This is a genomic window from Asanoa ishikariensis (assembly GCF_900107455.1).
GTDB lineage: Bacteria > Actinomycetota > Actinomycetes > Mycobacteriales > Micromonosporaceae > Asanoa > Asanoa ishikariensis.
The window spans coordinates 135,173-159,496 of record NZ_FNQB01000001.1 but is presented as its reverse complement, the minus strand read 5'-3'; the positions used below and the strand labels follow the sequence as shown (position 1 = coordinate 159,496).

Sequence of the window (24,324 nt, the reverse complement as noted above, 5' to 3'; positions counted from 1 at the left end):
AATAGGCGAAGGCGGTTATTCGTGACCACCACATGGTGCATAGCGCGTCGACTGATCGGCTACACAGCGTGGCGCTTCGAGGGATGATCCCGGGAAATTCATCCGGCCTTATCCGGGTTTGTCAAAGTATGCAGATGCGGAGCGTTGACATAAGTCACGCGAGAGGGGGTGGCTCCTTACCGCCGATCGTCCGACAATATCTGTGGGACAACCATTGCCACGCACCGCACACAATCGCTGACCGCCCGCGAAAGTTCGATTCCGCCAACGCTTCGGACCGAATAGTACAAACCGCACCGCGGTGAATGCGCTACGCATTCACATGAGAACACATCGTGACAAAACGGTCTACTGTTAGCGAATCCTGCTCATATTGACATATCCCGGTTCAAATCTCGCGGATCACAACCTACGCTTGCCCCATCGCCGGAACAAGCCGGCTAGAGCATTGCGGGAGCGGGACATGCGCAGCAGCGACTGGCAGTGAATTCGTCGACCGACACGCGGTCACCGTCCGGTACCCTGGCGTCACTCGTAGACGCCACGCCGATGGGGATCGATTGACCAAGGCACACCACAACGCGACCGATCGGCAGCTACGGCTGCTCGTCGGTCTCGTGGTGTTTGTGGCCTCGGTAGCGGTGGTCGGATCGATTTATGCGGTCACCACAGACCGGGTCCAAACCCCGCCACTGTGGATGATTCTGGCGTTGACCCTGGCGGCGATGGCCTCGCACCGCACGAACATCACCATTCGGCTGGGCGCCAACAAATACGGCCAGGGCTGGAAGGACATCCTCTTTCTCGTCGGCCTGACGCTCCTGCCGCCGCCGTGGATGGTGTTGTGCACCGCCGTCGGCATCGTCATCGGGTGGCTGGGCGGTCGGGTCGGGCCGATGAAGACCGCATTCGGCGTCGGCAAGGACACCATCGCCGTGGCCGTAGGTGGATTGGTGGCATACGCGACCGGCGCCGCCTACGCGGGCGATGATCCGCAGTTCCATCCCGTCGGGCAGCTTCTCGTTCTCGTGGCCATCACGGTGGTCGACGAGCTCCTCGTCAATCCTGTCGTCGCGTTGGCCACGCACACGCCTTTGGCCAAGCAGGTTCGCCGGCACCTCGATATCCGACTCGGATTCATGGCTGCCCGCATCCTCGTCGCGCTGCTGCTCGTCTGGCTGTTGTCCATTGACCGCGGTGCTCAATTGCTGCTCGTAGCGCCGCTGCTGATCTTCACCGTGCATCTGTGGTACCTGTGGCGCGTCCGCAAGCGGGACGAACGGCTTTCCTGGCAGGGTCTGGCCACGTCGGCCGAAGCGCTCAACGACGTCGACCTGCGCCGGGTCATGGAAGTAGCGGTCGAGTGGGCGCCCAAGCTCTTTTCCGCCGACGGCGCCGAAGTCGAGGTATTCCACACCGATCCGCCGCAGTTGGTCCGTGGCGCCGGCGGCAACGTGGATCCGGACGGTGAGGGCGAATGGCCCAGTGACGCTTTCGTCATCACCACCGTTCTCGAGGGCCGCGCCGACAAGCGCCCGATCGGCGAGTTCCGGCTCCGTTTTCGTGGGCCGGTCACGCTCAACGAAATGGAGAACTACAAGCTCCGCACCTTCGCCTCGGCATTGAACACGGCCATCCGAAACGCATCCGCGTACGCCGAGCTGCAACGGGTTGCCATCGTGCACGCGCACGAGGCGGCACACGACGCGTTGACCGGGCTGGCCAACCGCCGGCAACTGCTCGACCAGGGCCAGAAGGTGATCACCGAAGCCCACGCCGACGGCGTCATCGCGCTGCTCCTGCTCGACCTCAACCACTTCAAAGAGGTCAACGACACGCTCGGCCACGCCGCCGGCGACGAGGTGCTCAAGCAGGTGGCCGACCGGCTCAAGGCGGCTGCCCGCGAGAGTGACCTGGTTTCCCGGCTCGGCGGCGACGAGTTCGCGGTCCTGCTGACCGGCCTGCCGGCGCCGGCCGTCGCCACGCATCGGGCCGAGCGACTGATCAGCGCGCTGCAGGAGCCGATCGAGGTCGAGGGCATGTGGATCACCGTCGAGGCCAGCGGCGGCATCGCGACCCCGCCGGGCACCGGCGGCATCGCCGAGCTGCTGCGGCGCGCCGACGTCGCGATGTACCAGGCCAAGCGCTCGGGCCAACGGATCGCCACCTACTCGCACGCCCGCGACACCGCCGACATCGGCCGGTTCGCGATCACCGGCGGCCTCACCAGCGCGGTCGCCGACGGCACGCTCACCGTCGACTTCCAGCCCATCGTCGACCTGGCCAGCGGCGAGGTGCTCGCGGCCGAGGCGCTGGCCCGCTGGCACCACCCCGACCACGGCACCGTCGACCCGTTGCGGTTCCTGGAGACGGTCGAACGCAGCGGCCTGCTCCCCGCCTTCGCCGAAGCCGTGCTCGACCAGGCGCTGCTGGCCTGCGTCTCCTGGCGCGAGGCCGGCTTCGACCTGCCGGTGGCGGTCAACGTCGCGCCGCGCAGCCTGCTCGACCCGCGCTTCCCGGGCTCCGTGGTGACCCGGCTGCGCACCCATGACCTGCCGCCCGACCGGCTCATCCTGGAACTGACCGAGACACTGACGATCAGCCAGCTCGAGGTCGTCGACCGGGTCCTCGGCCGGCTCCGCGACGAGGGCGTGCGGCTGGCGCTCGACGACTTCGGCACCGGCTACTCGTCGTTGTCGGTGCTGTCCCGGATCCCCGTACACGAGCTGAAGATCGACAGTGAGTTCGTCAGCGCGATGGAGACCTCGCCGGAGGCCGGTGCGGTCATCCGGTCGACGGTCGACCTCGGCCGCAGCCTCAACCTCGCGGTCGTGGCGGAGGGCGTCGACAGCGAACCGCAGCGCCGGGCACTGTGGGAGATGGGCTGCAACGCTGGTCAGGGCCACCTGTTCGCCCGCCCGATGACCGCCGCACGACTGCTGGCCTCGCTGCACCGCGGTTCCGGCGGGCGACCGGGGACCCTCGCGCCCGCACTGCACGACGAGGGCGCCGTGATCCGCCTCAGCCCGCACCGGCGAGCGGTGCCGCGCCAGCGCAGCGAGCGTTTGCCACACTTGGGCGGGTGATCACCTGGTCCCGGCTCGACCGGGCGGCCGGCGGCCTGGCCTTCGACCTCGGGCTCTACGCGCTGTCCGCCGGCTTCGCCGTGGTCACCGCGGCCACCTCGACGCTGCTGCCACACCGCGCGTGGGGCTCGGTCGCGGCCTACGGGTACGCCGCCGCGGCGGTCGCCGTCCTGGTGCAATGGCTCGCCGGCAACCGCGACCCACGGCTGCGCGCGGCGATCACCGGTCTCGCCTGGCTCGCCACCGCCTGGCTGCCGACGTTGATCCAGAGCGTCGAGCGGGCCGGCGGTCGGACCGACCGGGCGCAAGAAGAGGTGCTCGTCGTCGAGGACGGCGGCAGCCGGCTGCTGCACCACGCGACGCCCTACCTCTCGGACGACACCATCGCCCGGCTGCCCGCCGACGAGCGGCTGCTCGGCTACCTCCCGTACCAACCGGGCATGTCGTTGTTCGGTCTGCCGCGCGCGGTGGCCGGTGACGCGTGGTGGACGGACGCGCGGATCTGGTTCCTGCTCGCCACCACCGCCGCGCTCGCACTCGCGATCTCGTTGACCCGCGGGCCGCACGTGCTGCGCGCGGTGCAGTTGACCACGGTGCTGCCGGTCTGCGCGCTGACCACCGCGACCGGCGGCGACGACCTGCCGGTGCTCGCACTGTGCCTGCTGGCGCTGGCGCTGTGCGCCCGGGAGCGCTGGGTCTGGGCCGGTGTCGCGGCCGGGCTGGCCGGCGCGCTCAAGCTGTTCGCGCTGCCGATCGTCGTGGTGCTGTTGATCCACGCGCTGACCCGACGACGGCTCGGTCCGTTCGCGCTCGGCGCGCTCGGGCTGCCCGTGCTCGCTGTCGTGCCGCCGCTGCTGCGCGACCCGGGCGCGCTGTTCGACAACGTGATCGGCTTCCCGCTCGGGCACGGAGTGGTCAGCAGCCCGGCCGCGTCGCCGTTCCCCGGTCACCTCATCGCCACCGGCCTGCCCGGCGGCCGGTTAATCGCGGCCGGCCTGCTCGGGCTCGCCGGGTTGGCCATCGCGATCTGGATCATCCGGCGCCCGCCGCGCACCGCGGCCGCCGTAGCGATGATCAGTGGGTACGGACTGCTGGCGGCGATCCTGCTGATGCCAGCCACGCGGTTCGGCTATCTGCTGTACCCGGTCGCGCTGCTGGCCTGGGCGCCGGCGCTGGCCGCCTCGGCCCGCACGCCGACGCATGAGCCGCTCGATCGGGTGGAAGAGACGACGGACGGGCGCGCGACGGCGTACACCTGAATGGGTGGAGGGCTCGTTCCCGAACCGGGCAGCGGCCGGCGCGGCGCTCGCTGAGGCGCTGGCCGGCTATGCCCGGCGGCCCGACGCGATCGTGCTGGGACTGGTGCGCGGTGGCATCCCGGTCGCCGTCGAAGTGGCCAACCGGCTCGGCCTCACCCTCGACGCCCTGGTCATCCGCAAGCTGGGCGTGCCGTGGGCGCCGGAGGTCGCGTTCGGCGCGCTCGGGCCGGGCGGCGTCGTGGTGCGCAACGAGGACGTGGCCGCGCGGCTCGAACAGCACGACGCCGACGCGGTGCTGGATCGCGAGTCCGCGGAGCTCGCCCGGCGCGAGGCCGTCTACCGCGGAGGCCGCCCGCCACTGGTGTTACGCGGCACCGTCGCCGTGCTCGTCGACGACGGCCTGGCGACCGGTGCGTCGGCGCGCGCGGCGGTCGGAGTGGCTCGCGCGCTCGACGCCGAGCGGGTGGTGCTCGCCGTTCCGGTCGGCTCGCCACGGGCCCTGACGGCGTTGCGTCCGCTCGTCGACGAACTGGTCTGTCCGTTGCGGCCGGCGGCGTTCGGCGCGGTGAGCGAGTTCTACTACGACTTCCACCAAGTGACCGACGCCGAGGTGGCCGCAGCGCTCGACTCGGCCGACGTGCGTCCACCCGGTACCGTCTAGTGATGCAGATGACCTGTCCGAAGTGTCGCGGCGAGATGCGTACCTACGAGCGCAGTGGCGTAACCATCGACCAGTGCGGCGAGTGCCGTGGGATCTTCCTCGACCGTGGCGAGCTCGAGAAGCTCTTCGAGGCCGAGGCCAACTGGAACCGCCAGCAGGGCGCACCGGTCGCACCGGGCCAGCCGGCTCAGGGCGGTTACGCGCCGCCGCCCCCGCCGCCGGGCGGACACGGCCAGCCTTACGCACAGCCGGGCCACGTGCCGCAGCCCCCGCCGCCGGCGCACTACCCGCCGCAGCCGGCCTACGGTCAGCAGGGCGGGCATTACGGCTATCACGGCCACTACCGCAACAAGCGCCACAAGAAGGGCTTCCTGGGCGAGCTGTTCGACTGAGCCACTGCACGCGCGCGGGGGTCGGTGACCGTTTGTGGGCTGCCGGCCCCCGTTTCGCGTGAGATCGTCTAGATATGACGGCCCACGCCGGCGCTGCCGCCCTTGCCGCGGCCTATGACGCGGTCACCGCGACGGTGCTGCCGCTGACCGACGACGACCTGCTGCGCGGCACCCGATGCCGGGGCTGGGTGGTCGCCGACGTGCTGCACCACCTGCTCGATGACGCGCGGCGGGCACTGGTGACCTTGACCAGCACGGTTCCTGGGCCGTCCGATGTGGACTACGTGAGCTACTGGTCGGCGTGCCCGGGCAGTGGCGATCCGGCCGTGAGCCGGCACCAGGCCTGGCAGACGCGGCGGGCGGCGAGCGCGTACGACCGGCCGTCGACGATCGTGGCGGTCTGGGCGGAGACCGCACCCGCCGCCGTGCGGGCCGCGACCGCGGCGGACCCGGCGCTGTTCGTGGCGACGCAGGGCCATGTGCTGGCGGTCTCCGACTTCGTGGCGACGCTGGTGACCGAGGCGGTCGTCCACCATCTCGACCTGTCCGTCGAACTGCCGGCACCGGTGGAACCGCCGGACGTCGCGCTGGCCGTCGCCGTGTCCACGATGGACGGGCTGCTGAGCGACGAGGTGGTCCGGCCGATGAGCTGGTCGCCGACCGATTATCTGCTCAAGGCCAGCGGGCGGAAGTCACTGACGCAACGGGACCGGGTCGCACTCGGCGAGGCGGCTGGCTGGTTCCCGCTGCTGTCGTGAGCTTCAGGTGAGTCGAGCGTCGAGCGCGGCCAGGTCGTCGACGAACCAGATCTGCTTGCCCCGGTTGGACTCGATGATCAGGTCGCGCAAGGCATTGCTGGTGGCGACGTGGGCGGACACGTCGCCGACCACCGCCAGCCGGACCCGATAGTTGACGAACTTCTGCATGATCTCGCCGGCCAAGCCGTTGGAGAGTGTGAAGAACCGCGGGTCGAGCCGCGCGACGGGCAGGGCGACCACATCCGTCGCGCCATAGCTGGCTCCGATCAGATCCAGCGCGTCCTGCGGACCAGCGACCGGCGCACCGTCGGGATCGCAGACCAGCACCAGGACACCGGCACGTTCGACCACACGGTCAGCCATCGGGTGTTGTCTCCTGTGTCGCTGTTCAGATCGCCATGTCGACAAAGCGCGACAGGTGCAACTGGGCGGCCACCGTCACCGTGTCGGTGGGGCCGTTTCGGTGCTTGGCCACGATGAAGTCGGCCTCGCCCGCGCGCGGCGACTCCTTGTCGTAGTAGTCGTCGCGGTGCAGCAGGATCACGACGTCGGCGTCCTGCTCGATCGAACCCGACTCACGCAGGTCGGAGAGCTGCGGGCGCTTGTCGGTGCGCTGCTCGGGACCACGGTTGAGCTGCGACACGGCGATCACCGGGCACTCGACCTCTTTGGCGAGCAGCTTGAGGCCACGGGACAGCTCCGCGACCTCCTGCTGCCGGCTCTCGGTGCGCTTGGGCGAGCTCATGAGCTGGAGGTAGTCGACCACGATCATCTTGAGGTCGTGGCGCTGCTTGAGCCGCCGGGCCTTGGCCCGGATCTCCATCAGGTTCATGTTGGGCGTGTCGTCGACGAACAGCGGGGCCTCGCTGATCTCACCCATGCGGCGGGCCAGCTTGGTCCAGTCGTCGTCGGAGAGCTGCCCGGAGCGGAGCACGTGCAGCGGCACTCGCGCCTCGGCCGAGAGCAGTCGCATGACGATCTCGACCTTGCTCATTTCGAGCGAGAAGATAGCGCTGGCGCAGTTATGCCTAATTGCCGCATTGCGGGCAAAGTCCATTGAGGCCGTGCTTTTGCCGAGGCCGGGACGGCCGGCAACGATGATGAGCTGCCCGGGGTGCAGGCCGTTGAGCAGGCGGTCGAGGTCGCTGAAGCCGGTCGGGACGCCGGTCATCACGCCGCCCTGCGCGCCGACGGCCTCGATCTCGTCGAGGGTCGGCTGCAGCATGTCGGCGAGGATCGCGAAGTCTTCGCTGACCCGCTTCTCGGTGACGTCGTAGATAGCCTGCTGGGCCAGGTCGACCACGTCGTCGACGTCGCGACCGGCGCCGGAGGCGGAGCCGTAGCCGAGCTGGACGATCCGGGTGCCGGCCTCGACCAGCCGGCGCAGCACCGCGCGCTCGGCGACGATGCGCGCGTAGTAGCCGGCGTTGGCCGCCGTCGGCACGCTGGCCATCAGCGTCTGGAGGTAGGGCGCGCCGCCGATGCGCATCAGGTCGCCGGAGTCGGCCAGCGCCGCGGACACGGTCACCGCGTCGGCGGGCTCACCGCGGCCGTAGAGATCAAGGATCGCGTCGAAGACGGTCGCGTGGATCGGGCGGTAGAAGTCGCCGGTCTTGAGGATCTCGATGACGTCGGCGATCGCGTCCTTGGAGAGCAGCATGCCGCCGAGCACGCTCTGCTCGGCCGCGACATCTTGCGGTGGCGTCTTGTCGTAGCCGCCGCCCTCGCGCTGCGGCGGAGGGGCGTCCTGCTGCGGCGGGCCGGCTGGGCGGCCACCGCGCACGTCGTCACTGATCGACACGGGAGCCCCCTCTCGTACGGTTGTACTATAACCGAAACATGATCGGTCTGCCCCCGACACGACCGGGGGATGCCGCGCCGGTTCGTCGCGAACCGAACGGCAACCATATGAGCCCATGGCGCGACAGGGCAAAGAGGCTGGTGGACGAACCTTTGGACAACCTGTGGACAGCAGGCCAGAGGGTGTGCAAAGGGCTGTGCACAGCCTGTGTATGACCACTGTGAACCGCTCCACTGCACGCCTCTGACGTGCGGATCCTCGATCCCCAACGTGTGGAGGAAAGAAATCCGAGGCATCCAGGACCAGCGACCACTCTCTCGGTCGACTACCATCTCTACGCGTCCGTTACTTGAGATCTGTGCGTGTTGCCGTGACGGACGATTGCGATCCGATACAGGAAGGTCACGCTCCGGCCGTGGACTATCGGGATTGGGCGCGCGGTGACGAACCCTCGGCGACGTCGCCGAGGTCTCGCTCGCCCCGATCCGAAGACCGCCCGCGCCGCACCGGTGGCCGACGGGGCAACCGGCCTACGGCTGCTGAGGCCACTCCTGACGCTGTGTCCCAGTGGGATCCGCTGGGTGCGTCGGGCAGCGAGCTCGCCGCCATCACGCAGCTCGAGGACACCGCCTCGCTGAAGCTGCCCAAGGAGTTCTGGAAAGACGAGCCCGGGTCCGACGACGACATGGTCGTCGTCCCGACCGGCGGTGGCCGTGGTTCCCGCCGCGACGACGAGCCCGCAGCCCGTCGCCGACGTCGCGATGACGACGACTTTGACGACGACGTCGAGCTGTCCAGCGGTGGCCGGCGCCGACGCGACGTCAGCGACTCGCGGACCGGGCGGCCGGTCCGGGACGACGACATCGAACTGTCCAGTGGTGGCCGGCGTTCGCGGGATATTTCGGATTCGCGGACCGGTCGGGACTACGACGAGATCGAGCTCTCCAGCGGCGGACGACGCCGCCTCGACGCCAGCGACTCCCGCACCGGACGCCGGCGTGATGACGAGATCGAGCTCTCCAGTGGCGGGCGACGTCCGCGCGACGTCAGCGACTCCCGTGCCGGCCGCGTCCGGGACGACGACATCGAACTTTCCAGCGGCGGGCGACGTCCGCGCGACGTCAGCGACTCTCGGACCGGCCGCCTGCGGGACGACGAGATCGAACTGTCCAGTGGTGGACGGCGCTCACGGGACATTTCGGACTCGCGCACCGGTCGCGGCTACGACGACGAGATCGAGCTCTCCAGCGGGGGGCGACGCCAGCGCGACGTCAGCGACTCGCGGGTTGCCCGTCGGCGTGACGACGAGATCGAGCTCTCCAGCGGCGGACGACGTCAGCGTGACGTCAGCGACTCCCGTGCGGGCCGCGTTCGGGACGACGAGATCGAGCTTTCCAGCGGCGGACGACGCCAGCGCGACGCCGGCGACTCCCGCGCTGGGCGCGTGCGCCCGGATGACATCGAACTGTCCAGCGGCGGACGACGCTCACGGGACATTTCGGACTCCCGCACCGGTCGCGGCTACGACGACGAGATCGAGCTCTCCAGCGGCGGACGACGCCAGCGCGACGCCAGCGACTCCTATACCGGGCGCGTGCGCGCCGACGACATCGAGCTGACCAGCGGCGGGCGCCGCAGGCGCGACGACATCAGCGACTCGCGCACGGGGCTCGAGCTACCCAGCGGCGGACGCCGGCGCGTTGACGACGCCGCGGCCGAGCCGCCGGTCAGTCGTGGTCGGCGCCGGCGCGACGAGGCTGACCCCGAGCCGGGTGTCGGCCGGCGGAGCTGGCAGGACGAGGTGACCGACACGGCATTGCCGAGCATCGGCTACTCGACCGGCGCGATCGAGACCGGCAGCCGGCGGGCACGACGCGACGAGGCCGCCGACAGCGAGCCGGTCAGCCGGGCCAGGCGCCGGCGTGGCGCGGCCGACGCGACCGGTGCGCCGAGTTGGCAGACCGAACAGACCGACACCGAGTTGCCCGGCATCGCCCGGCAGACCGACACCGGCTCGATCCAAGTGCCGCTCCGGGGACGGCGCAACCGGCACTCCGACGACGCCGACCCGGCCGATCAGCCAAGTCAGTCCTGGCACAGCGAGCCGACCGGCCGCAGCCGACGGTCCCGCCACGACGGCGACGGCGACTCGACCGGCTCCAGCGGGTGGTCCGCCGGGTCGACCGGAACCGGCTACCTGGACGCGACCGACACGTCGACCACCGGCCGGCGCAGCCGCGCCGAAGACGAGCCGGCCCGCGGCCGCCGCTCCCGGCGCGACGATCATCCGGCCGCCCTCGACTCCGCGGGCCGCAACGGCCGGCACGGCGACGCCGACCCGATCTCGCAGACCGGGCACGGGAGCTGGAGCGAAGGGCTCGACGACGCCGCCCGGCGCCGCAGCCGGCACGCGGAGACCGACCCCATCGAGCCGGTCAGCCGCAGTCGCCGTGCCCGCACCGACGAGCCCGACCCCATCGAGCCGGTCAGCCGCGGTCGGCGCGCCAGGACCGCCGAGCCCGACCCGACCGAGCCCATCGGCCGCGCCCGGCGCGCACGCACCGACGAACCCGACGCGATCGAGCCCGTCGGCCGCGCCCGGCGCGCACGCACCGACGAACCCGACGCGATCGAGTCCGCCGGCCGCACCCGGCGCGGCCGGACCGACGAGACGGGTTCGATCGAGCCGGTCGGTCGCGCGCGCCTCGGCCGGACCGACGAGCCCGGCGTTGACGTTCCGGCCGCTCGCGGCCGCACAGACGAGCGCGCACCGAGTGCGCCGGCCCGCGACTGGCGTGACGAAGCCGGCGGGACCAGGGGCGGCCGGCGAGGCGGCGACAGCGGCCAGGTCGATCCGGCCGCCCGAGGCTGGCGGGACGAGGCGGCCTCGGCCGACGTACCCACCCAGCGGCGTCGTGGCCGCAACGACGAACCCGACGTGCCAGGACGCCGCAGCCGCGGCGAGGAACCTGACCTGCCCGGCCGCCGCAGCCGAGACGACGACCCCGGCGATCAGTCGGGTCGGGGTCGCGGTGGGAGGCGCTCGGCGCCTGAGGCGCCCGGGCCGCCCGGCCAGGGTGGCGACCGCGGTACCTGGGCCGGCGAGCCCGACTCGGACCGCTGGCGGCACCCGGACATGACCGGTGAGTGGTCCCGTCGGGCCATGGCCCCGATCGAGCCTGGTCCCGACCGTGGCGACGATCGGCGCGGTCCTGGACCCGACGACCGCCCGGATCGGGACGGCGCGCCCCGCGGCCGGCGGGCGGCGACCGGCGACGGCGGCGCCGACACCGGTAGCTGGCGCACCGACGAGCGCGGTCGGCGCGGCGACTCCGGGCATCGCCCGGGCAGCACGCGCGACGACGCCCACGACACCGGGTCGTGGGAACGGATGACGGACACCGGACAGTACGACAGCACCACCTCGACGGGTGAGTGGGATCGACTGGTCGGCAGCATCGAAGACGAAGAGGCCGAGGAGAAGTTCGAGGCGTTCTGGTCTGGGCACCGACTGGCCGGCGACGACCCGCGCTGGGTGGAGACGCCCGCGACGGCGCCGCGCTCGCCCGCCGTCGGGTTGCCGGAGCCACGCCGCCCCGAACCCGACGACTACGACGACGGTGACGGACCCCGTCGCGGCCGGCCAGGCGCCGACGCCGGACGCCCCGACACGCTGGCCCGTGCGGCCATGCCGCCCGTCGACGCCACCGACCCCGGCTGGGGTGCGCCGGCCCGCTCGACGGCCCGTCGTGAGTCGGCGCCGGCGCGGTCCGCACCGGCGCCGCAGAGGCAGCAGTACCCCCCGCAGCGCCGCTCCATGGGCTGGCAGCAGGAGGAGTTCGAACAGCTCGACCCCGACAACGGCGGGTTCATGGCCGCGGTGCTCTATGCCGCTGCGTGGTACGCCGTACCCGTGCTGGCCTTCGGCATCTGGTTGATGACCCTGCCCGCGGTCGCGATCGACGACTGCGTCAGCGACATCACCGGGGGCGGCTGTGAGTCGCCGCGCGCGCAGGCACTGGAGGGGCTGCTGTCCGGGGTGCCGCAGTTCGGCATCGCGCTCGGGATCAGCCTGATCGCCGCCGTCCTGCTGCGCTGGCTCGGCCATAGTTGGCGGGCCGGCAGCGTCGGCCTGGCCGCCGCGGTCGTCGGTGGCGGGTTGGCCACGGTGTTCAACAGCATCTTCACCGGTCAACCGTTGGGCTGACCGACCTCCGGAAACACGAAGGGCGCCGCACCGTGACCGGTGCGACGCCCTTTCGCTGTGTCGCCTACTTGCTGCGGTTGACGGTCACGTCGAAGTTGGCCGTCACCTCAGGGTGCAGCTTGACCTTGACGGGGTAGCTGCCGATCGACTTGATCGCGCTCGGCAGTTCCAGCCGGCGCCGGTCGAGCGACGGGCCACCCGCCGCCTTGACCGCGTCGACGATCTCCACCGGGGTGACCGAGCCGAACAGGCGGCCGCCGTCGCCGGCGCGCACCTGCAGGCTCACCTTGAGGCCCTCGAGCTGGGCCTTCACCTCGTTGGCCTGGCCGAGGTCGCGGATCTCACGAGCCCCACGGGCCCGCTTGATGTTGACGACCTCTTTCTCCGCACCCTTGCTCCAGCGGATGCCGAAGCCCTGCGGCAGGAGGTAGTTGCGGCCGTAGCCGTCCTTGACCTCCACCACGTCGCCCGGCGTGCCGAGACCGGACACCTCCTGAGTCAGGATGACCTTCATGTCGGTGCCTCCTCTCAGCGAGCCGTTGCGGTGTACGGAAGGAGCGCCATCTCGCGCGCGTTCTTCACGGCACGCGCGATCTGACGCTGCTGCTGGGACGTCACACCGGTGACCCGGCGGGCACGGATCTTGCCCCGGTCAGAGATGAACTTGCGCAGCAGCGCGGTGTCCTTGTAATCGATGTAGGTGATCCCCTCCTTGTCTAGAGGGTTCACCTTCTTCTTCGGCTTGCGTAGCGCGGCAGCCTTAGCCATTGCTCGTGCTCCTGGTGATTTTTAGAACGGGGGCTCGTCGTCGGAGTAGCTGTTCGACCTGCCCGAACCGCTGGAGGCGCCCGCCGGCGCGGCCGTCGCCCAAGGGTCGTCGGAGTTGCCTCCGCCGCCACCCTGGCCGCCGCCACCACCGGAGCCGAAGCCGCCACCACCACCGCTGGAGCGGTTCATCTTCTGCACCTTCGCCGTGGCGTAGCGCAGAGACGGGCCGATCTCGTCGACCTCGAGTTCGATGACGGTGCGCTTCTCACCCTCGCGGGTTTCGTAGGACCGCTGCTTGAGCCGGCCCGAAACGATGACCCGAGCACCGCGCTGCAGCGACTCGGCGACGTGTTCGGCCGCCTGCCGCCACACGGTGCAAGCAAGGAAGAGTGGCTCGCCGTCTTTCCACTCGTTGGTCGTGCGGTCCATGATCCGCGGGGTCGAAGCCACGCGGAACTTGGCAACCGCCGCGCCCGACGGAGTGAAGCGCAACTCGGGATCATCGGTCAGGTTGCCGATGACCGTGATGGTGGTGTCTCCTGCCATGACCGTCTCCTCGTGCCACTCATCGAGTCTCTGCCGTAAGGCTGCCAGAGCCGTACGACAGAGTTAGTGCGGCTTGGTTCGGTAGGCCGCAGAGAACGCGCTTAGCGCGTCTCGGGCCGGATGACCTTGGTGCGCAGCACTGACTCGTTGAGTCGCAGCTGACGGTCCAGCTCAGCCACCGCCGCAGGCTCCGCCTGCAGATCGATGACGGCGTAGATGCCCTCGGCCTTCTTGTTGATCTCGAACGAGAGGCGCCGGCGGCCCCACACGTCGAGCTTCTCCACCGAGCCGCCCGCGGTCCGAATCACGTTGAGATACGTGTCGAGCGACGGGGCGACGGTGCGCTCCTCGAGACTGGGATCGAGGATCACCATAACTTCGTAATGACGCAAGACGTGCTCACCTCCTATGGGCTTGGCGGCCGCGGTCCTTCCGCGGCAGGAGGTCGTGCGTCGTTGCCCAAGCACCCTGCTGGTGCGGACAACCCCACCACAATACCGGAGCTCCTGGGTACGACTCGGTCCGGGCGTGCTAAGGGCCCCTTCACTGAGAAGGGGCCCTTGGTGCAGAGCCGCGGAGCGCCTTTTATCCGCATTCTTTGGGTGGGACCTGGGGAGGAACGACCACACCGACGAGGTTGGACGCAGGCGCCCCGCGGAGCCTTGTGATGATATTTAGTTTACGCGGCCCGAGTCCGGCTTGCACGTTGAGCGACAATAGCCCGAATTGCCCCAGCAGACACACCCACCAGGCAGACCGTCGCGATCAGTGCGAGCAGGCCCGTCGGACCGCTGTCGCTCACCGGGTCGACCGAGGCCAGCGGCTCGGCCGCCGCGCCGGCGACGGTGGTCGCGCCGTCCAGGCCCGTACCCCCGCCGGGGTTGGCGAAGCTGTCCACCGCGAGCGCCGCGGCGTCGGCGTTGGCCGGGTCGTCCGGGTTGGCGGGCTTCGCCGGGTCGGCGTCCGGGTTGTTCGGGTCGACCGCACCCGGGGAGGCAGCGGCGGCCGGGTCGGGGTTCTCGCCGTTGGCACCGGGGCGCTGGTTCTGGTCGCCCGGGTTGTCGCCGCCCGCGTTCTGGTCGTCGCCGCCGCTGGAAGTGCCGCCGTTGCCGAACGGGAGCGTCGGCGGGTTGGCCGGGGTGTCGTTGCCGGTCGCCGCGGGCGGCGGAGGTGCCATCACCTCGACGCGCACCGACTTCTCGTCGGCGAGCATGCAGTCCGGCTTGAGGGCGAGCTCGACCGGGCCACGGTGGAACAGCACGTCGGCGGTCGCGCCGGAGGCCACCTCACCGCGGGTCGCGCCGTCGAGTAGCAGCTTGGCCTTGCGGCCGGTGTTGTTGACGACCCGCAGCGTGCTCTCGGCCGGCACGGTCACCGACGCGGCGCTCGGCTTGGCGCCGCAGGCCACCCCGAGCAGCCCGTCGCCGCTGAAGGTGACCTGACTGTTGGTCTCCTGCGCCGGATCGGCGAAGGCGGCGCCGCCGACGGCCAGCGGTGCCGCGACGAAAAAGGCCGCGACAACGGACGCGACGGTACGGCGTCGGATGGCGTGCAACGTTCACAACTCCCGTGGTCGGCCGGTGCCGCGGGATGCTTTGGCCCCCCGGCTGGTCTATGGGGGTAACGACGCGGAACGGGCGCCGGTGACGCAGGCCACTGGTCGATTTGCGAGGAATTCCGGAAGCAGGCACCGTTGCGCGGTTGTCGTACCCGCGACGTAGGCTCGCCTCCATGCGCATCGGAGCCCATGTCGATCCGACCGACCCGTTGGCAGCAGCGACGGCCCGCGAGGCCGACGCGGTGCAGTTCTTCCTGACCGACCCGCAGGGTTACAAGTCGCCGAAACCGCGGGCCGATGCCGAGGCGCTCAAGGCGTCCGAGGTCGACATCTACATCCACGCGCCCTACCTGATCAACGTGGCGACGCTCAACAACAAAATTCGCATTCCGAGCCGCAAGCTGCTGCTCGCGCACGCCGCGGGCGCCGCCGACGTGGGCGCCAAGGCGCTGATCGTCCACGGCGGACACGTGGGCGCGGTCGACGAATTGGCGACGGGTTTCGACAACTGGCGCAAGACGTTCGCGTACGCGCAGGAACAAGGTGGTTTCCTCACCCCCGTGCTGATCGAGAACACCGCGGGCGGTGACCACGCGTGCGCCCGCAAGCTCGACATGCTGGCCCGGCTCTGGGACGCGGTCGGCGACTACGAGGTCGGCTTCTGCCTCGACACCTGCCACGCCCACGCCGGCGGGGAAGACCTGCTCGGCCTGGTCGACCGGGTCAAGGCGATCACGGGCCGCATCGATCTGATCCACTGCAACGACTCCAAGGACCCGTTCGACTCGGGCCGGGATCGACACGACAACCTAGGTTCCGGAATGATCGACCCAGAGCTGCTCGTCGCCGTCGTCCGCGCGGCCGGTGCACCGGTCATCGTGGAGACTCCGGGCGACGCCGAAGGCCAAGCGGCCGACATCGCGTTTCTACGCGGCAAGGTGTGACGTTAGGCGCCACTAGGGGGTGCTTCGTGGGTCAGGGCGCAACCGCCACCAGTCGGCGGTGCGGTCTTCCGCGAATCCCGGCCTCCGGTCGGTCGAGAGAAAGAGCGGCATGAACTCGGAACAACCGCCGAGGACCGCGCGTCAAGCGGCTCCCGGACCCGAGCCCACCCGCAGGCCCTCCATCGCCAGTGAGGAGGAGCCCGACGAGCCTTACGTCGGCGAGTCGGCGGCCAATGCGGCGCCGCAGGCCCGCGACGACGGCGCGAGCAACGGGCACGGCTCAGGTGACGCCGTGTCGGCCGCCGAGCGCCCGGGCCCGGGTTCCGATGCGGACCCGCCGTCAGGCGGCGTGCGGCACGCAGTCTCGCTGGGCGACGCTGGTTCCGCGGGCGACATGACGGCTTCGGTCTCCGCTGACGGGACGCACACCGCCAGCTCGGTTGACGGTGGTGCCGATCTCTCCGCCGACGAAGGCTTTGACCTGGCTGCTTCGACGGCCGGCGCGAACCTGACCGCGACGGCCACGGCGGCAGCAGGTGCCGACGACCCGTCCGGTCCGGCCTCCGCCGCTGATGGCTCTGACGTGGCTGCTTCGACGGCCGGCGCGAACCTGACCGCAACGGGCACGGCGGCAGCAGGTGCCGATGACCCGTCTGGTCCGGCCTCCGCCGGGTCGGCCGGCGCGGGTGCGAAGTCCGCCGACGATGCTGTCCCGACGCGGAGCCGCGGCGCGCGGAAGCGCGCTGTAGCCGCTTCTGGGGCGGCGGCCGCGGTCGCGATGGGTGCTGTCGGAGCCGTGAGCGCAGCGGAATCGGCTGGAGATGTCAGCGCCGGCGCGACTCGGGGACGAGCGAAGCGCACAGGCGACGCCGAGGCGACAGTCGAGGGTCAACCCGCGGACGAGGCGGTCGGGTCCGCCGCGCCGAAGGCCAGGAGTCGTGCCCGTCGTGGCACCGCGGCCGGGGTCGACGCCGAGACTCCGGTAGCCGGCGCGACGGACGGCACTGCGGCGACCGAAGGTGCGGCTCCTCCGAAGGCGCGGAGCCGCCGGGCTGCCACCACCAAGCCCAAGCCGGGTGAGGCTGACGCCGCACCGGAACCGGTCGTGGCACCGCAGCAGCGGGGCGGCGCGAAGTCGCAGACGCAGGAGGAGACTCCGGACGCCGAGCATGAGCAGCCGTCGGCTGCCGCCCAGGACGCTCCGGCCGCGGCAAACGGCACGATGTCGGCTGAGGTGGTCCCGGCTGAGAACGACGACGCCGCCAAGCCGGCCGCTGAAAGCGACGCCGCCAAGCTGGCTGCTGAAAGCGACGCCGCCAAGCTGGCTGCTGAACGCGACGCCGCGACCGAGGCGCCGAAGGCGAAGTCTCGTCGCTGGTGGCCGTTCCGGCGGTCGACCCGCGAGGTCGCCGCCACGGCCAGCGCCGCAGCGCCTCCCGCTGCCACGAAGGACCCAGAGCAGACCAGCGACACCTCGACCGAGGCGAAGTCCGACGCGGCCCTGCAGGCCGCTGACGCGGACTCCAGCGGCACGAGCTCAGACAGTGGTGCCACCGGCCGAGATCTGGATGCGGGCGCATCCGGCCGGCACGCTGCCGAATCTGACGGCGTCGACAAGGGCACGGCGAACAAGGCCGACGGTGAACGTCCCGGCCGGCACGCCGCCGACGTCGGCGAAGCCGCGAAGACAGCCACTGAAGTGGACTCGGGCAAAACCGACAAGGACGCCGCCGCCAAGGGCAAGCCAGCCAGCGGTGCAACGGGCACCGCGGTAGCCGAGAAGGACGCCAGCGGCAAACCAGCCGGCGATGCGACAGCCACCGCGATCGCGGAGAAGGACGCCGACGGCAAGCCCGCCGGCACCGCGACACGCACGGCGGTCGCCGAAAAGGACGCCGAGGGCAAGCCCGCCGGCAGCGCGACAGGCACCGCGATCGCCGAAAAGGACGCAGGCGGCGCGACGGGGACCGCGGTCGCCGAGAAGGACGCGGACGACGCGGGCAGGGAGCCTGACCGGTGGGCGGAGTTCGCCGGGCGGACTGAGCCGCCGCCGAATGTCGCGGTGCGGGTCGGGCGGCGCGTGGGGCGGTTCCTGCGCCATGAGTTCACCCTGGCCGCGTTGATCTCGATGGCGGCCGCTGTGGTGATGACGTGGCCGACGCTGCGGTATCCGCGGCACACCATCCCGCAGGACATCTGGGATCCGACTCTCCAGGCCTGGCAGATGTCCTGGTCCGGGCACAGCCTGCTGACCGACCCGGGCAGGATCTGGCACTCCAACGCCTTCTATCCGGAGCTCTGGACGTTCGCGTTCTCGGACTCGCTGCTCGGCTACGCGCCACTGGGCATGATCGGCGAGGGTCCGGTCGCGGCGGTCGTCCGCTACAACATCGTCTTCGTGTTGGCGCACGCGCTCGCGGCGTTCGGTGCCTACATGCTGGTGCGCCAGCTCGGCGCCGGGCGCACCGGCAGCGCGGTCGCGGCGGCCGGCTACACGTACGCGCCGTGGCTGCTCGCCCAGGCCGGTCACCTGCACATCATCTCCAACGGCGGCATCCCGCTGGCCCTGGCGATGCTCGCCCGGGGGCACGGTTTCTCGTTCCGGCACGGCTATCGGCCCGAGCGCCGGCATGCCGGGTGGGCGCTGGCCGGGTGGTTGGTCGCCGCGTGGCAACTGAGCCTGGGCTTCGGGATCGGGCTGGTTTTCGCGTACGTGCTGGCATTGCTCGGCGTCGGCGCACTGCTCACCTGGATCTTCAAGCGCTTCCGGGTGTGGAAGGAGCGCCGCCCGTTCGGTCGCAAGCTGTTCTTCGCCGACCTGGCCGGTGGTGCGATCTTCGTGGCCGTCGGTGGGCTGCTGGCGATCCCGTACTTCGAGGTCGCCGACGACCACCCGTACGCGCGGCGTGGTGTCGAGGAGATCCAGCTCTACTCGCCGCCGTTGCGTGGCTTCTTCACCGCGCCACCCGAGTCGTGGCTCTGGGGCGGTCTGCACGAGCCGCTGCGTAACTCGCTCGGCTGGGCGCCGGAGATGACGCTGCTGCCCGGCTTCGCGCTGATCGGCCTGGCTCTGGCCGGCCTGTTCTTCACGATCTGGTCGGTCCGCCAGCGCCTGCTGCTGACGCTCGGCATCGTGGTCGGCGCCATCCTCGCGATGGGCAGCGAGTTCCAGGACGGCCGCTACACCTACCTGCCGCTGCTCGAGCACGTGCCCGGCTGGGACGGCATCCGGACTCCGGGCCGGCTGATGCTGTGGGTGACTTTGCTGCTCGGCATCCTGGCCGCCGGCACGGTGTGCGCGTTCGTCGATCGGGTCAAGGAGATCTCGGCCAACCGGGTCCCGCCGTGGCCGAGCCCGTGGCTGCGCCTGGTCACGCTGATCCCGCTGGCGCTCGTGCTCGTCGAGGGCATCAACACCACGAAGCACCCGATCGTGCCGGCTCAGCCGGCCGCGATGCGTACCGTCGAAGGCCCGCTTTTGATCCTGCCCAGCGACCAGCTCCACGACGAGAACGCGATGCTCTGGTCGACCACGAAGTTCCAGGACATCGTCAACGGCGGCAGCGGGTTCGTGCCCAAGAAGCTCGAAGAGGTACGCCAGGTCACCGCGACGTTCCCCGACCAGAACAGCATCAACTACCTGCGCCAGATGGGCGTCCGCAACGTCGTCGTGGCGCGCGACATGCTCGAGTCCGGTTCACCGTTGCTGACGGCGATCGAGCTGCCGGTCGACTCGCTCGGCATCACCCGCGAGGACGTCGGCTCCGTGGTGGTCTACCGGCTCTGACCAGGTCGCGCGGGCCGGACAGGCAATCCGGCCCGCGCGGATCAGGCTCGCGCCGGCACCGGGTCCGCGGCCGGTTCCAAGAAGCGGTCGCCGGGGTCCGGTGCGCCGTCGAAGTCGCCGCCGTCCGGGTCGTCGGCGTAGGTGGCGCGGACCGGGTCGAGCTCCGGGCGCAGGATGTCGCGGATCACGAAGTAGCAGAGCACGACCACGGTGGCCAGTCGCAGCGTCGCGGCCAGCACGAACACGCCCTCCGGGAAGACCTGCTTGCCGGAGGCGCCGAGCAACTCGCCGTAGAAGGCCACGAAGTACAGGACCTCCGCCACCTGCCAGGCGAGGAACGCGCCCCAACGGGGGCGGGCCAGGATCGCCAGGGGGAGCAGCCACAGCACGTACTGCTGGGACCAGACCTTGCTGAAGATCAGGAACGCGGCCACGACCAGGAAGGCCAGGGCGGCCAGGCGGGGGCGGCGGGGTGCGTAGACGGCCAGGGCCGCGATGCCGAGGCAGGCGATGCCGAACAGGGCGTACGACAGGAAGTTCAGGGTCGGGATGTTGTCGCTCAGCCATTGGAACGGGCCCGCCGAGTTCGGGGACCACTTCGTGTCCAGGTAGCGGCCGACGTACCAGAGCGTGCCCCAGTCGATCGGCCTGGTGCTGTTGAGCTCGAAGAAGCGCTTCCAGCCCTCGGGGAACGCGAGCGCGATCGGGATGTTGACCGCCAGCACGGTGGCGACGCCGACCCCGACCGTGGTCATCGCCGCACGCCAGCGCTTGGTCCGGAACGCCAGCACAAGGATCGGGCCCAGGATGAACAGCGGCCAGAGTTTGGCCGCGCAGCCGAGACCCAGCAGGACACCGGCCGCGACAGGTCTGTGCCGGGCCCAGGCGAGCATCCCGAAGACCGCGAGCCCGATCGCCAGCAGATCCCAGTTGACTGTCGCGGTGACCAGCAGCGCGGGGGACAGCGCGAACATCGCCGCGTCCCAGGGTCGTCTCTTGCGCAGGGCGAGCAATGCGCCTACCGCGCCGACGCCGATCGCGCCGAGGACCAGGGCGTTGATGTTGTAGAACCACTGGCCCTGGTTGATCTCCGGGCGGTCCTTGCCGAGCGCGTGCACCGGCAACCCGAGCGCTCCCATGAACGCGCCGGTCAGCACCGGGTATTCGACCGGGTGGTCGGCGTAGGGAACCTTGCCCTCGTTGAGCCCTTCGGCGTAGTAGAGGGCCAGCACGTCGGTGTAGCAGAACCGGGTGTACTGCCGGTGCTCCTGCCACGCACCGTCCTGGCACGGTGACTTCTGCACCCAGTGCAGCGCCAGGGTCAGGCACATCAACGCCAGCACGATCCGGGAGACGGTCCAGAAACCGCCGCCGGAGCGTGCCGCGCCGGATCGCTCGACCGCGTGCTCGCCGACAGGCCCACCGATCGACTCGGAGAGCCCGCGGACGAAGCCGTCGGAGCGCGACGGCAGGTCGACCGGGCCGGCGTCGTCATGCTTCAGGTTTGCACCCACGAAGACGCATCTTTCCGCATCCCACCCGGTGTGCCCCATCCGGAGCGCCGATTTTGTCGGATCGGGTGCTGGGCAGGGCGCCGAGCGGCCTAGCCAAAAGGCCCGGCCGCTCGGCGGAGGAGTCGCTAGTTAGGTGGCGGTATCACCGTGAACGGGTTCTCGTCAGCGGGCTGGTCGTTGTTGTTGTCTCGACCTGGTCCGCCGTTGCCATTTCCGCCACCGGGTCCACCGTTGCCGTTGCCGTTGCCGCCCGCATTGCCGCCAGGGAAGTTGGTGCAGTCGGGCTGGCCCGGGAAGCAGGTCGGCTGCTCCTGCTGCTTCTGGCCGTTGCCGGCATCCGGGTCACCGATGTGTGTGCCCGGCTTGAAGCGTTCGATGTCCATGTTCTTGGAGGCGTCGTTCATGAACCGCTTCCAGATGTCCTTCGGCAGGCTGGCACCCTGGATCTTGTTGCCGTACTTGTCCTTGATCGCCTTCTCGCCACCGACGTTGCCGACCCAGACCGCGGTCGCGATCTGCGGCGTCGCGCCGAGCATCCAGGCGTGCGCGTTGTCGGAGCTCTTCTCGTTGAGCTCCCAGGTGCCGGTCTTGCCGGTCGCCGGCCGGCCGCCGTTGAGCCCGCCGGAGATCTCCTGGAGCACGTCGTTGACGTCGTCGGCGACCTCGGTCTTGATCAGCTGCTTAGGCTTGCGCTGCTCGCCACCGACGGTCTCCCAGGCACCGGCCTCGTTCTTCTTCTGGACCGAGATGACGAAGTGGGCCTTGTTGTAGACGCCGCGGTTGGCCAGCGTCGCGAGCCCGTTGGCGTGGTCGAGCACGGTGATCGGGTACGCGCCGTACCCGACGACGTAGTAGAACGGCGCGCTCTTGCCGATCTTCGTCTTCTTGCTGTTGAGGTCGTAGGGCTTGACCGGGTCGTTGGTCCACATCGTGGACACGCCGGCGCGGCGGGCCATTTCGATGACCTTGTCGGCGCCGACCTTCTCCGCGATGTGGTAGAACGGCACGTTGTACGACTGGACGGTCGACTCCCGCAGCGTGCAGCTCTTCGCGCAGCTAGGCTTCCGGCCCGCGTTGATGACCTTGATCTCGGTGCCGGGCACCTCGTAGTCGGTCGCGTCCCAGCGGGAATCGAGCGAGATGCCGGCCTCGAGCGCCGCCGCCAAGGTATAGATCTTGAAGGACGAGCCCGGGGCGTGGCCGCCGGTCAGCTGCCCGGCCTCGACGTTCTTGCCCGCGTAGTCGTGGCCCGTGCCGTTGTCACCGCCGTAGTAGGCGAGCACCCGACCCGATCCCGGGTCCACCGCGACGCCGGCCGCCATCAGGTTCTTCGGCTGGCCGGCGAGCTCGGAGCCCTTCTTGCTGCGCTGGATCGCGGATTCCATCTCGCGCTGCATGTTGATGTTGATGGTCGTCTGGACCTTGAAGCCGCCATCCTTGATCAACCGCGCGCAGTTCTCGAGGTCGCAGCCGGGGATGTCCATCCCGATCATCTCGTCGCGGACGTAGTTGATCACGTTGCCCAGCGGGGTGTTCACGCCGCAGTCCGTGAAGCAGGCCTTGTCCGAGGGCAACGGGTTGACCTTCGGGTATTCGGTCGGCTTCTCGGCGGCATTGAGCCACCCCTTGTCGACCATGCCGCCGAGCACGTAGGCCCAACGCGACTGGGCTTCGTCCTTGTTGTAGCCCGGGTCGAAGCCCTTGTGGGTCGCCGACGGCACCGGCTGCTTGATCACGCCGGCGAGCACCGCGCCCTCGGCGACACTGAGCTTGCTGACCGACTTGCTGAAGTAGGTCTGCGCGGCCGCTTCGATGCCGTACGCACCTCGACCGAAGTAGATCGTGTTGAGGTACATCTCCATGATCTTGTTTTTGTCGAACTCGTCGTTGAGCTTCGAGGCCATGACCGCCTCGCGCACCTTGCGGCCGTAGGTCGCGTCGTCGAGGCCCTTGATCGCGTTTCGCGCGTACTGCTGCGTGATCGTCGAGGCGCCCTGGCGCTCGCCGCCGGTGAAGTTGTTCCACGCGGCTCGGGCGATGCCGACGTAGTCGACGCCGCTGTGCTCGTAGAACTTGCGGTCCTCGGCGGCGGCCACCGCGTGCTGCACGTACTCGGGGATCTGTTGGATCGAGACGAACGTGCGGTTGTACTCGCCGAGCTTCGCGATCTGGGTCTTGCTGTCAGAGGCGTAGATCGTGCTCGCTAGCGGCAGGTCGATCTTGTCGGGCACCACGACGTTGGTGGTGTAGTACGTGCCACCCACCAGACCGGCGCCGGCCAGGATGACCACCACGGCAAAGCCGGCGATGGCCCAGTTGATCATCTTCTTGCGGCGGGAGCGCTTGGGGCGGCTGCCACCGGAGCGGCTGCGGCTGCCCGGGCCAACCGGACCGTTCGGACCACCCGGACCGCCCGGACCGCTCTCGCCGGGTCCACCGACCGAAGCGCGGCCGACCCGCGCCCGGCCCGCGCCGCCGACCGACGCACTGCCCACAGAGGCGCTGCCCACAGAGGCACTCCCGACGGAAGCGCTGCCGACCGAGGCACGACCCGAAGAACCGGAAGCGGGGCTCGAAGGTACGGAGGCGGAGGCGCGACCGACGGTCGCGCGGCCGGCCGACGACGGCACGGAGGCCGATCCGCCGGCGGGGGAGGAAGGCACCGACGCCGAGGCCCGGGGCACCGACGCCCGACCGCCCGAGGCGGACCCGCGCGCGGCGGGCGGCTGCTCGCCGTATCCGCCGTTGTCGGGCCACCCGCCCAGACCGTCGCCACTCTGCCAGTGGCGATCGCCGCCGGACCCGCTTCCGCTGTTGCCAGTGGGGCCCGTGGGACGGGCGTGGCCGCGCGCGGAACTGGATTCGTCGTACGAGTTCATTCGTCACACCCTGCCGGTCGCGGTGACGCGCGTCTGCGCTGCCACCGGGTTGCCGTGAGTTGGACCACGTCGTGCGGTCGCCCTGTTGAGTCGGCCCGCCACAGACATATCTGAAAAAACCGGACTTATCCGGTTAACGATTCGCCCATCAGCCGAAGACGGCG

Annotated in this window: 17 protein-coding genes; 8 read left to right on the top strand and 9 right to left on the bottom strand. The window is 70.2% G+C overall.

Annotation, left to right across the window (positions count from 1 at the left end; translation table 11 throughout):
• Positions 1-560 precede the first annotated feature (560 nt).
• The 5 genes from BLV39_RS00730 (at position 561) to BLV39_RS00710 (ending at position 6,156) form a co-directional block, all read left to right on the top strand.
• Positions 561-3,086 carry a putative bifunctional diguanylate cyclase/phosphodiesterase gene (locus tag BLV39_RS00730; protein ID WP_176984719.1) on the top strand — a complete coding sequence of 842 codons (2,526 nt, stop codon included), beginning with the start codon at positions 561-563 and terminating at the stop codon, positions 3,084-3,086.
• Positions 3,083-4,345, top strand: a complete 1,263-nt coding sequence (locus BLV39_RS00725) for a glycosyltransferase 87 family protein (RefSeq protein ID WP_090786031.1) — start codon at positions 3,083-3,085, stop codon at positions 4,343-4,345. The genes BLV39_RS00730 and BLV39_RS00725 overlap by 4 nt, the downstream gene beginning before the upstream one ends.
• Positions 4,346-4,349: 4 nt before the next feature.
• Entirely contained in the window at positions 4,350-5,006 is a 657-nt protein-coding gene (locus BLV39_RS00720; protein WP_239084094.1) for a phosphoribosyltransferase, read from the top strand.
• On the top strand, positions 5,006-5,398 hold the full coding sequence (locus tag BLV39_RS00715; RefSeq protein WP_090786027.1) for a TFIIB-type zinc ribbon-containing protein: 393 nt from the start codon (positions 5,006-5,008) through the stop codon (positions 5,396-5,398). The genes BLV39_RS00720 and BLV39_RS00715 overlap by 1 nt, the downstream gene beginning before the upstream one ends.
• A gap of 74 nt (positions 5,399-5,472) precedes the next feature.
• A complete protein-coding gene (locus tag BLV39_RS00710) occupies positions 5,473-6,156 on the top strand; it encodes a maleylpyruvate isomerase family mycothiol-dependent enzyme (RefSeq protein ID WP_090786025.1) in 684 nt (227 codons plus the stop codon).
• A 3-nt stretch (positions 6,157-6,159) separates the two neighbouring features.
• Here BLV39_RS00710 and BLV39_RS00705 read toward each other — a convergent pair whose 3' ends face one another.
• Positions 6,160-6,519, bottom strand: a complete 360-nt coding sequence (locus BLV39_RS00705) for a DUF4180 domain-containing protein (RefSeq protein ID WP_090786024.1) — start codon at positions 6,517-6,519, stop codon at positions 6,160-6,162.
• A gap of 25 nt (positions 6,520-6,544) precedes the next feature.
• Positions 6,545-7,957 (bottom strand): replicative DNA helicase, encoded by a 1,413-nt coding sequence (gene dnaB / locus BLV39_RS00700; RefSeq protein WP_090786022.1) that lies wholly within the window; start codon positions 7,955-7,957, stop codon positions 6,545-6,547.
• A 559-nt stretch (positions 7,958-8,516) separates the two neighbouring features.
• Between dnaB and BLV39_RS00695 the strand changes: the two genes are divergently transcribed.
• Entirely contained in the window at positions 8,517-12,164 is a 3,648-nt protein-coding gene (locus BLV39_RS00695; protein ID WP_090786020.1) for a hypothetical protein, read from the top strand.
• 64 nt (positions 12,165-12,228) lie between these two features.
• Here the strand turns inward: BLV39_RS00695 and rplI are convergent, their stop codons facing one another.
• The 5 genes from rplI to BLV39_RS00670 form a co-directional block, all read right to left on the bottom strand.
• On the bottom strand, positions 12,229-12,678 hold the full coding sequence (gene rplI / locus BLV39_RS00690; protein ID WP_090786017.1) for a 50S ribosomal protein L9: 450 nt from the start codon (positions 12,676-12,678) through the stop codon (positions 12,229-12,231).
• 14 nt (positions 12,679-12,692) lie between these two features.
• Positions 12,693-12,932 (bottom strand): 30S ribosomal protein S18, encoded by a 240-nt coding sequence (rpsR, locus tag BLV39_RS00685; RefSeq protein ID WP_089250287.1) that lies wholly within the window; start codon positions 12,930-12,932, stop codon positions 12,693-12,695.
• Positions 12,933-12,953: 21 nt separating this feature from the next.
• Positions 12,954-13,478, bottom strand: a complete 525-nt coding sequence (locus BLV39_RS00680; protein ID WP_090786015.1) for a single-stranded DNA-binding protein — start codon at positions 13,476-13,478, stop codon at positions 12,954-12,956.
• Between the two features lie 101 nt (positions 13,479-13,579).
• Positions 13,580-13,870 (bottom strand): 30S ribosomal protein S6, encoded by a 291-nt coding sequence (gene rpsF, locus BLV39_RS00675; protein WP_089250289.1) that lies wholly within the window; start codon positions 13,868-13,870, stop codon positions 13,580-13,582.
• A gap of 287 nt (positions 13,871-14,157) precedes the next feature.
• Positions 14,158-15,033, bottom strand: coding sequence for a hypothetical protein (locus BLV39_RS00670; RefSeq protein WP_090786013.1), 876 nt, complete (start codon positions 15,031-15,033; stop codon positions 14,158-14,160).
• Positions 15,034-15,209: 176 nt separating this feature from the next.
• Between BLV39_RS00670 and BLV39_RS00665 the strand changes: the two genes are divergently transcribed.
• Entirely contained in the window at positions 15,210-15,980 is a 771-nt protein-coding gene (locus BLV39_RS00665) for a deoxyribonuclease IV (RefSeq protein ID WP_090786011.1), read from the top strand.
• 1,564 nt (positions 15,981-17,544) lie between these two features.
• Positions 17,545-19,767, top strand: a complete 2,223-nt coding sequence (locus tag BLV39_RS00660; RefSeq protein WP_239084098.1) for a cell envelope integrity TolA family protein — start codon at positions 17,545-17,547, stop codon at positions 19,765-19,767.
• Positions 19,768-19,808: 41 nt separating this feature from the next.
• Here BLV39_RS00660 and BLV39_RS00655 read toward each other — a convergent pair whose 3' ends face one another.
• Both BLV39_RS00655 and BLV39_RS00650 read right to left on the bottom strand, forming a co-directional pair.
• Complete coding sequence (locus tag BLV39_RS00655; protein ID WP_239084097.1) at positions 19,809-21,281, bottom strand: glycosyltransferase family 87 protein; 1,473 nt, start codon at positions 21,279-21,281, stop codon at positions 19,809-19,811.
• A gap of 125 nt (positions 21,282-21,406) precedes the next feature.
• On the bottom strand, positions 21,407-24,160 hold the full coding sequence (locus BLV39_RS00650; RefSeq protein WP_425304675.1) for a transglycosylase domain-containing protein: 2,754 nt from the start codon (positions 24,158-24,160) through the stop codon (positions 21,407-21,409).
• Between the last annotated feature and the right edge of the window lie 164 nt (positions 24,161-24,324).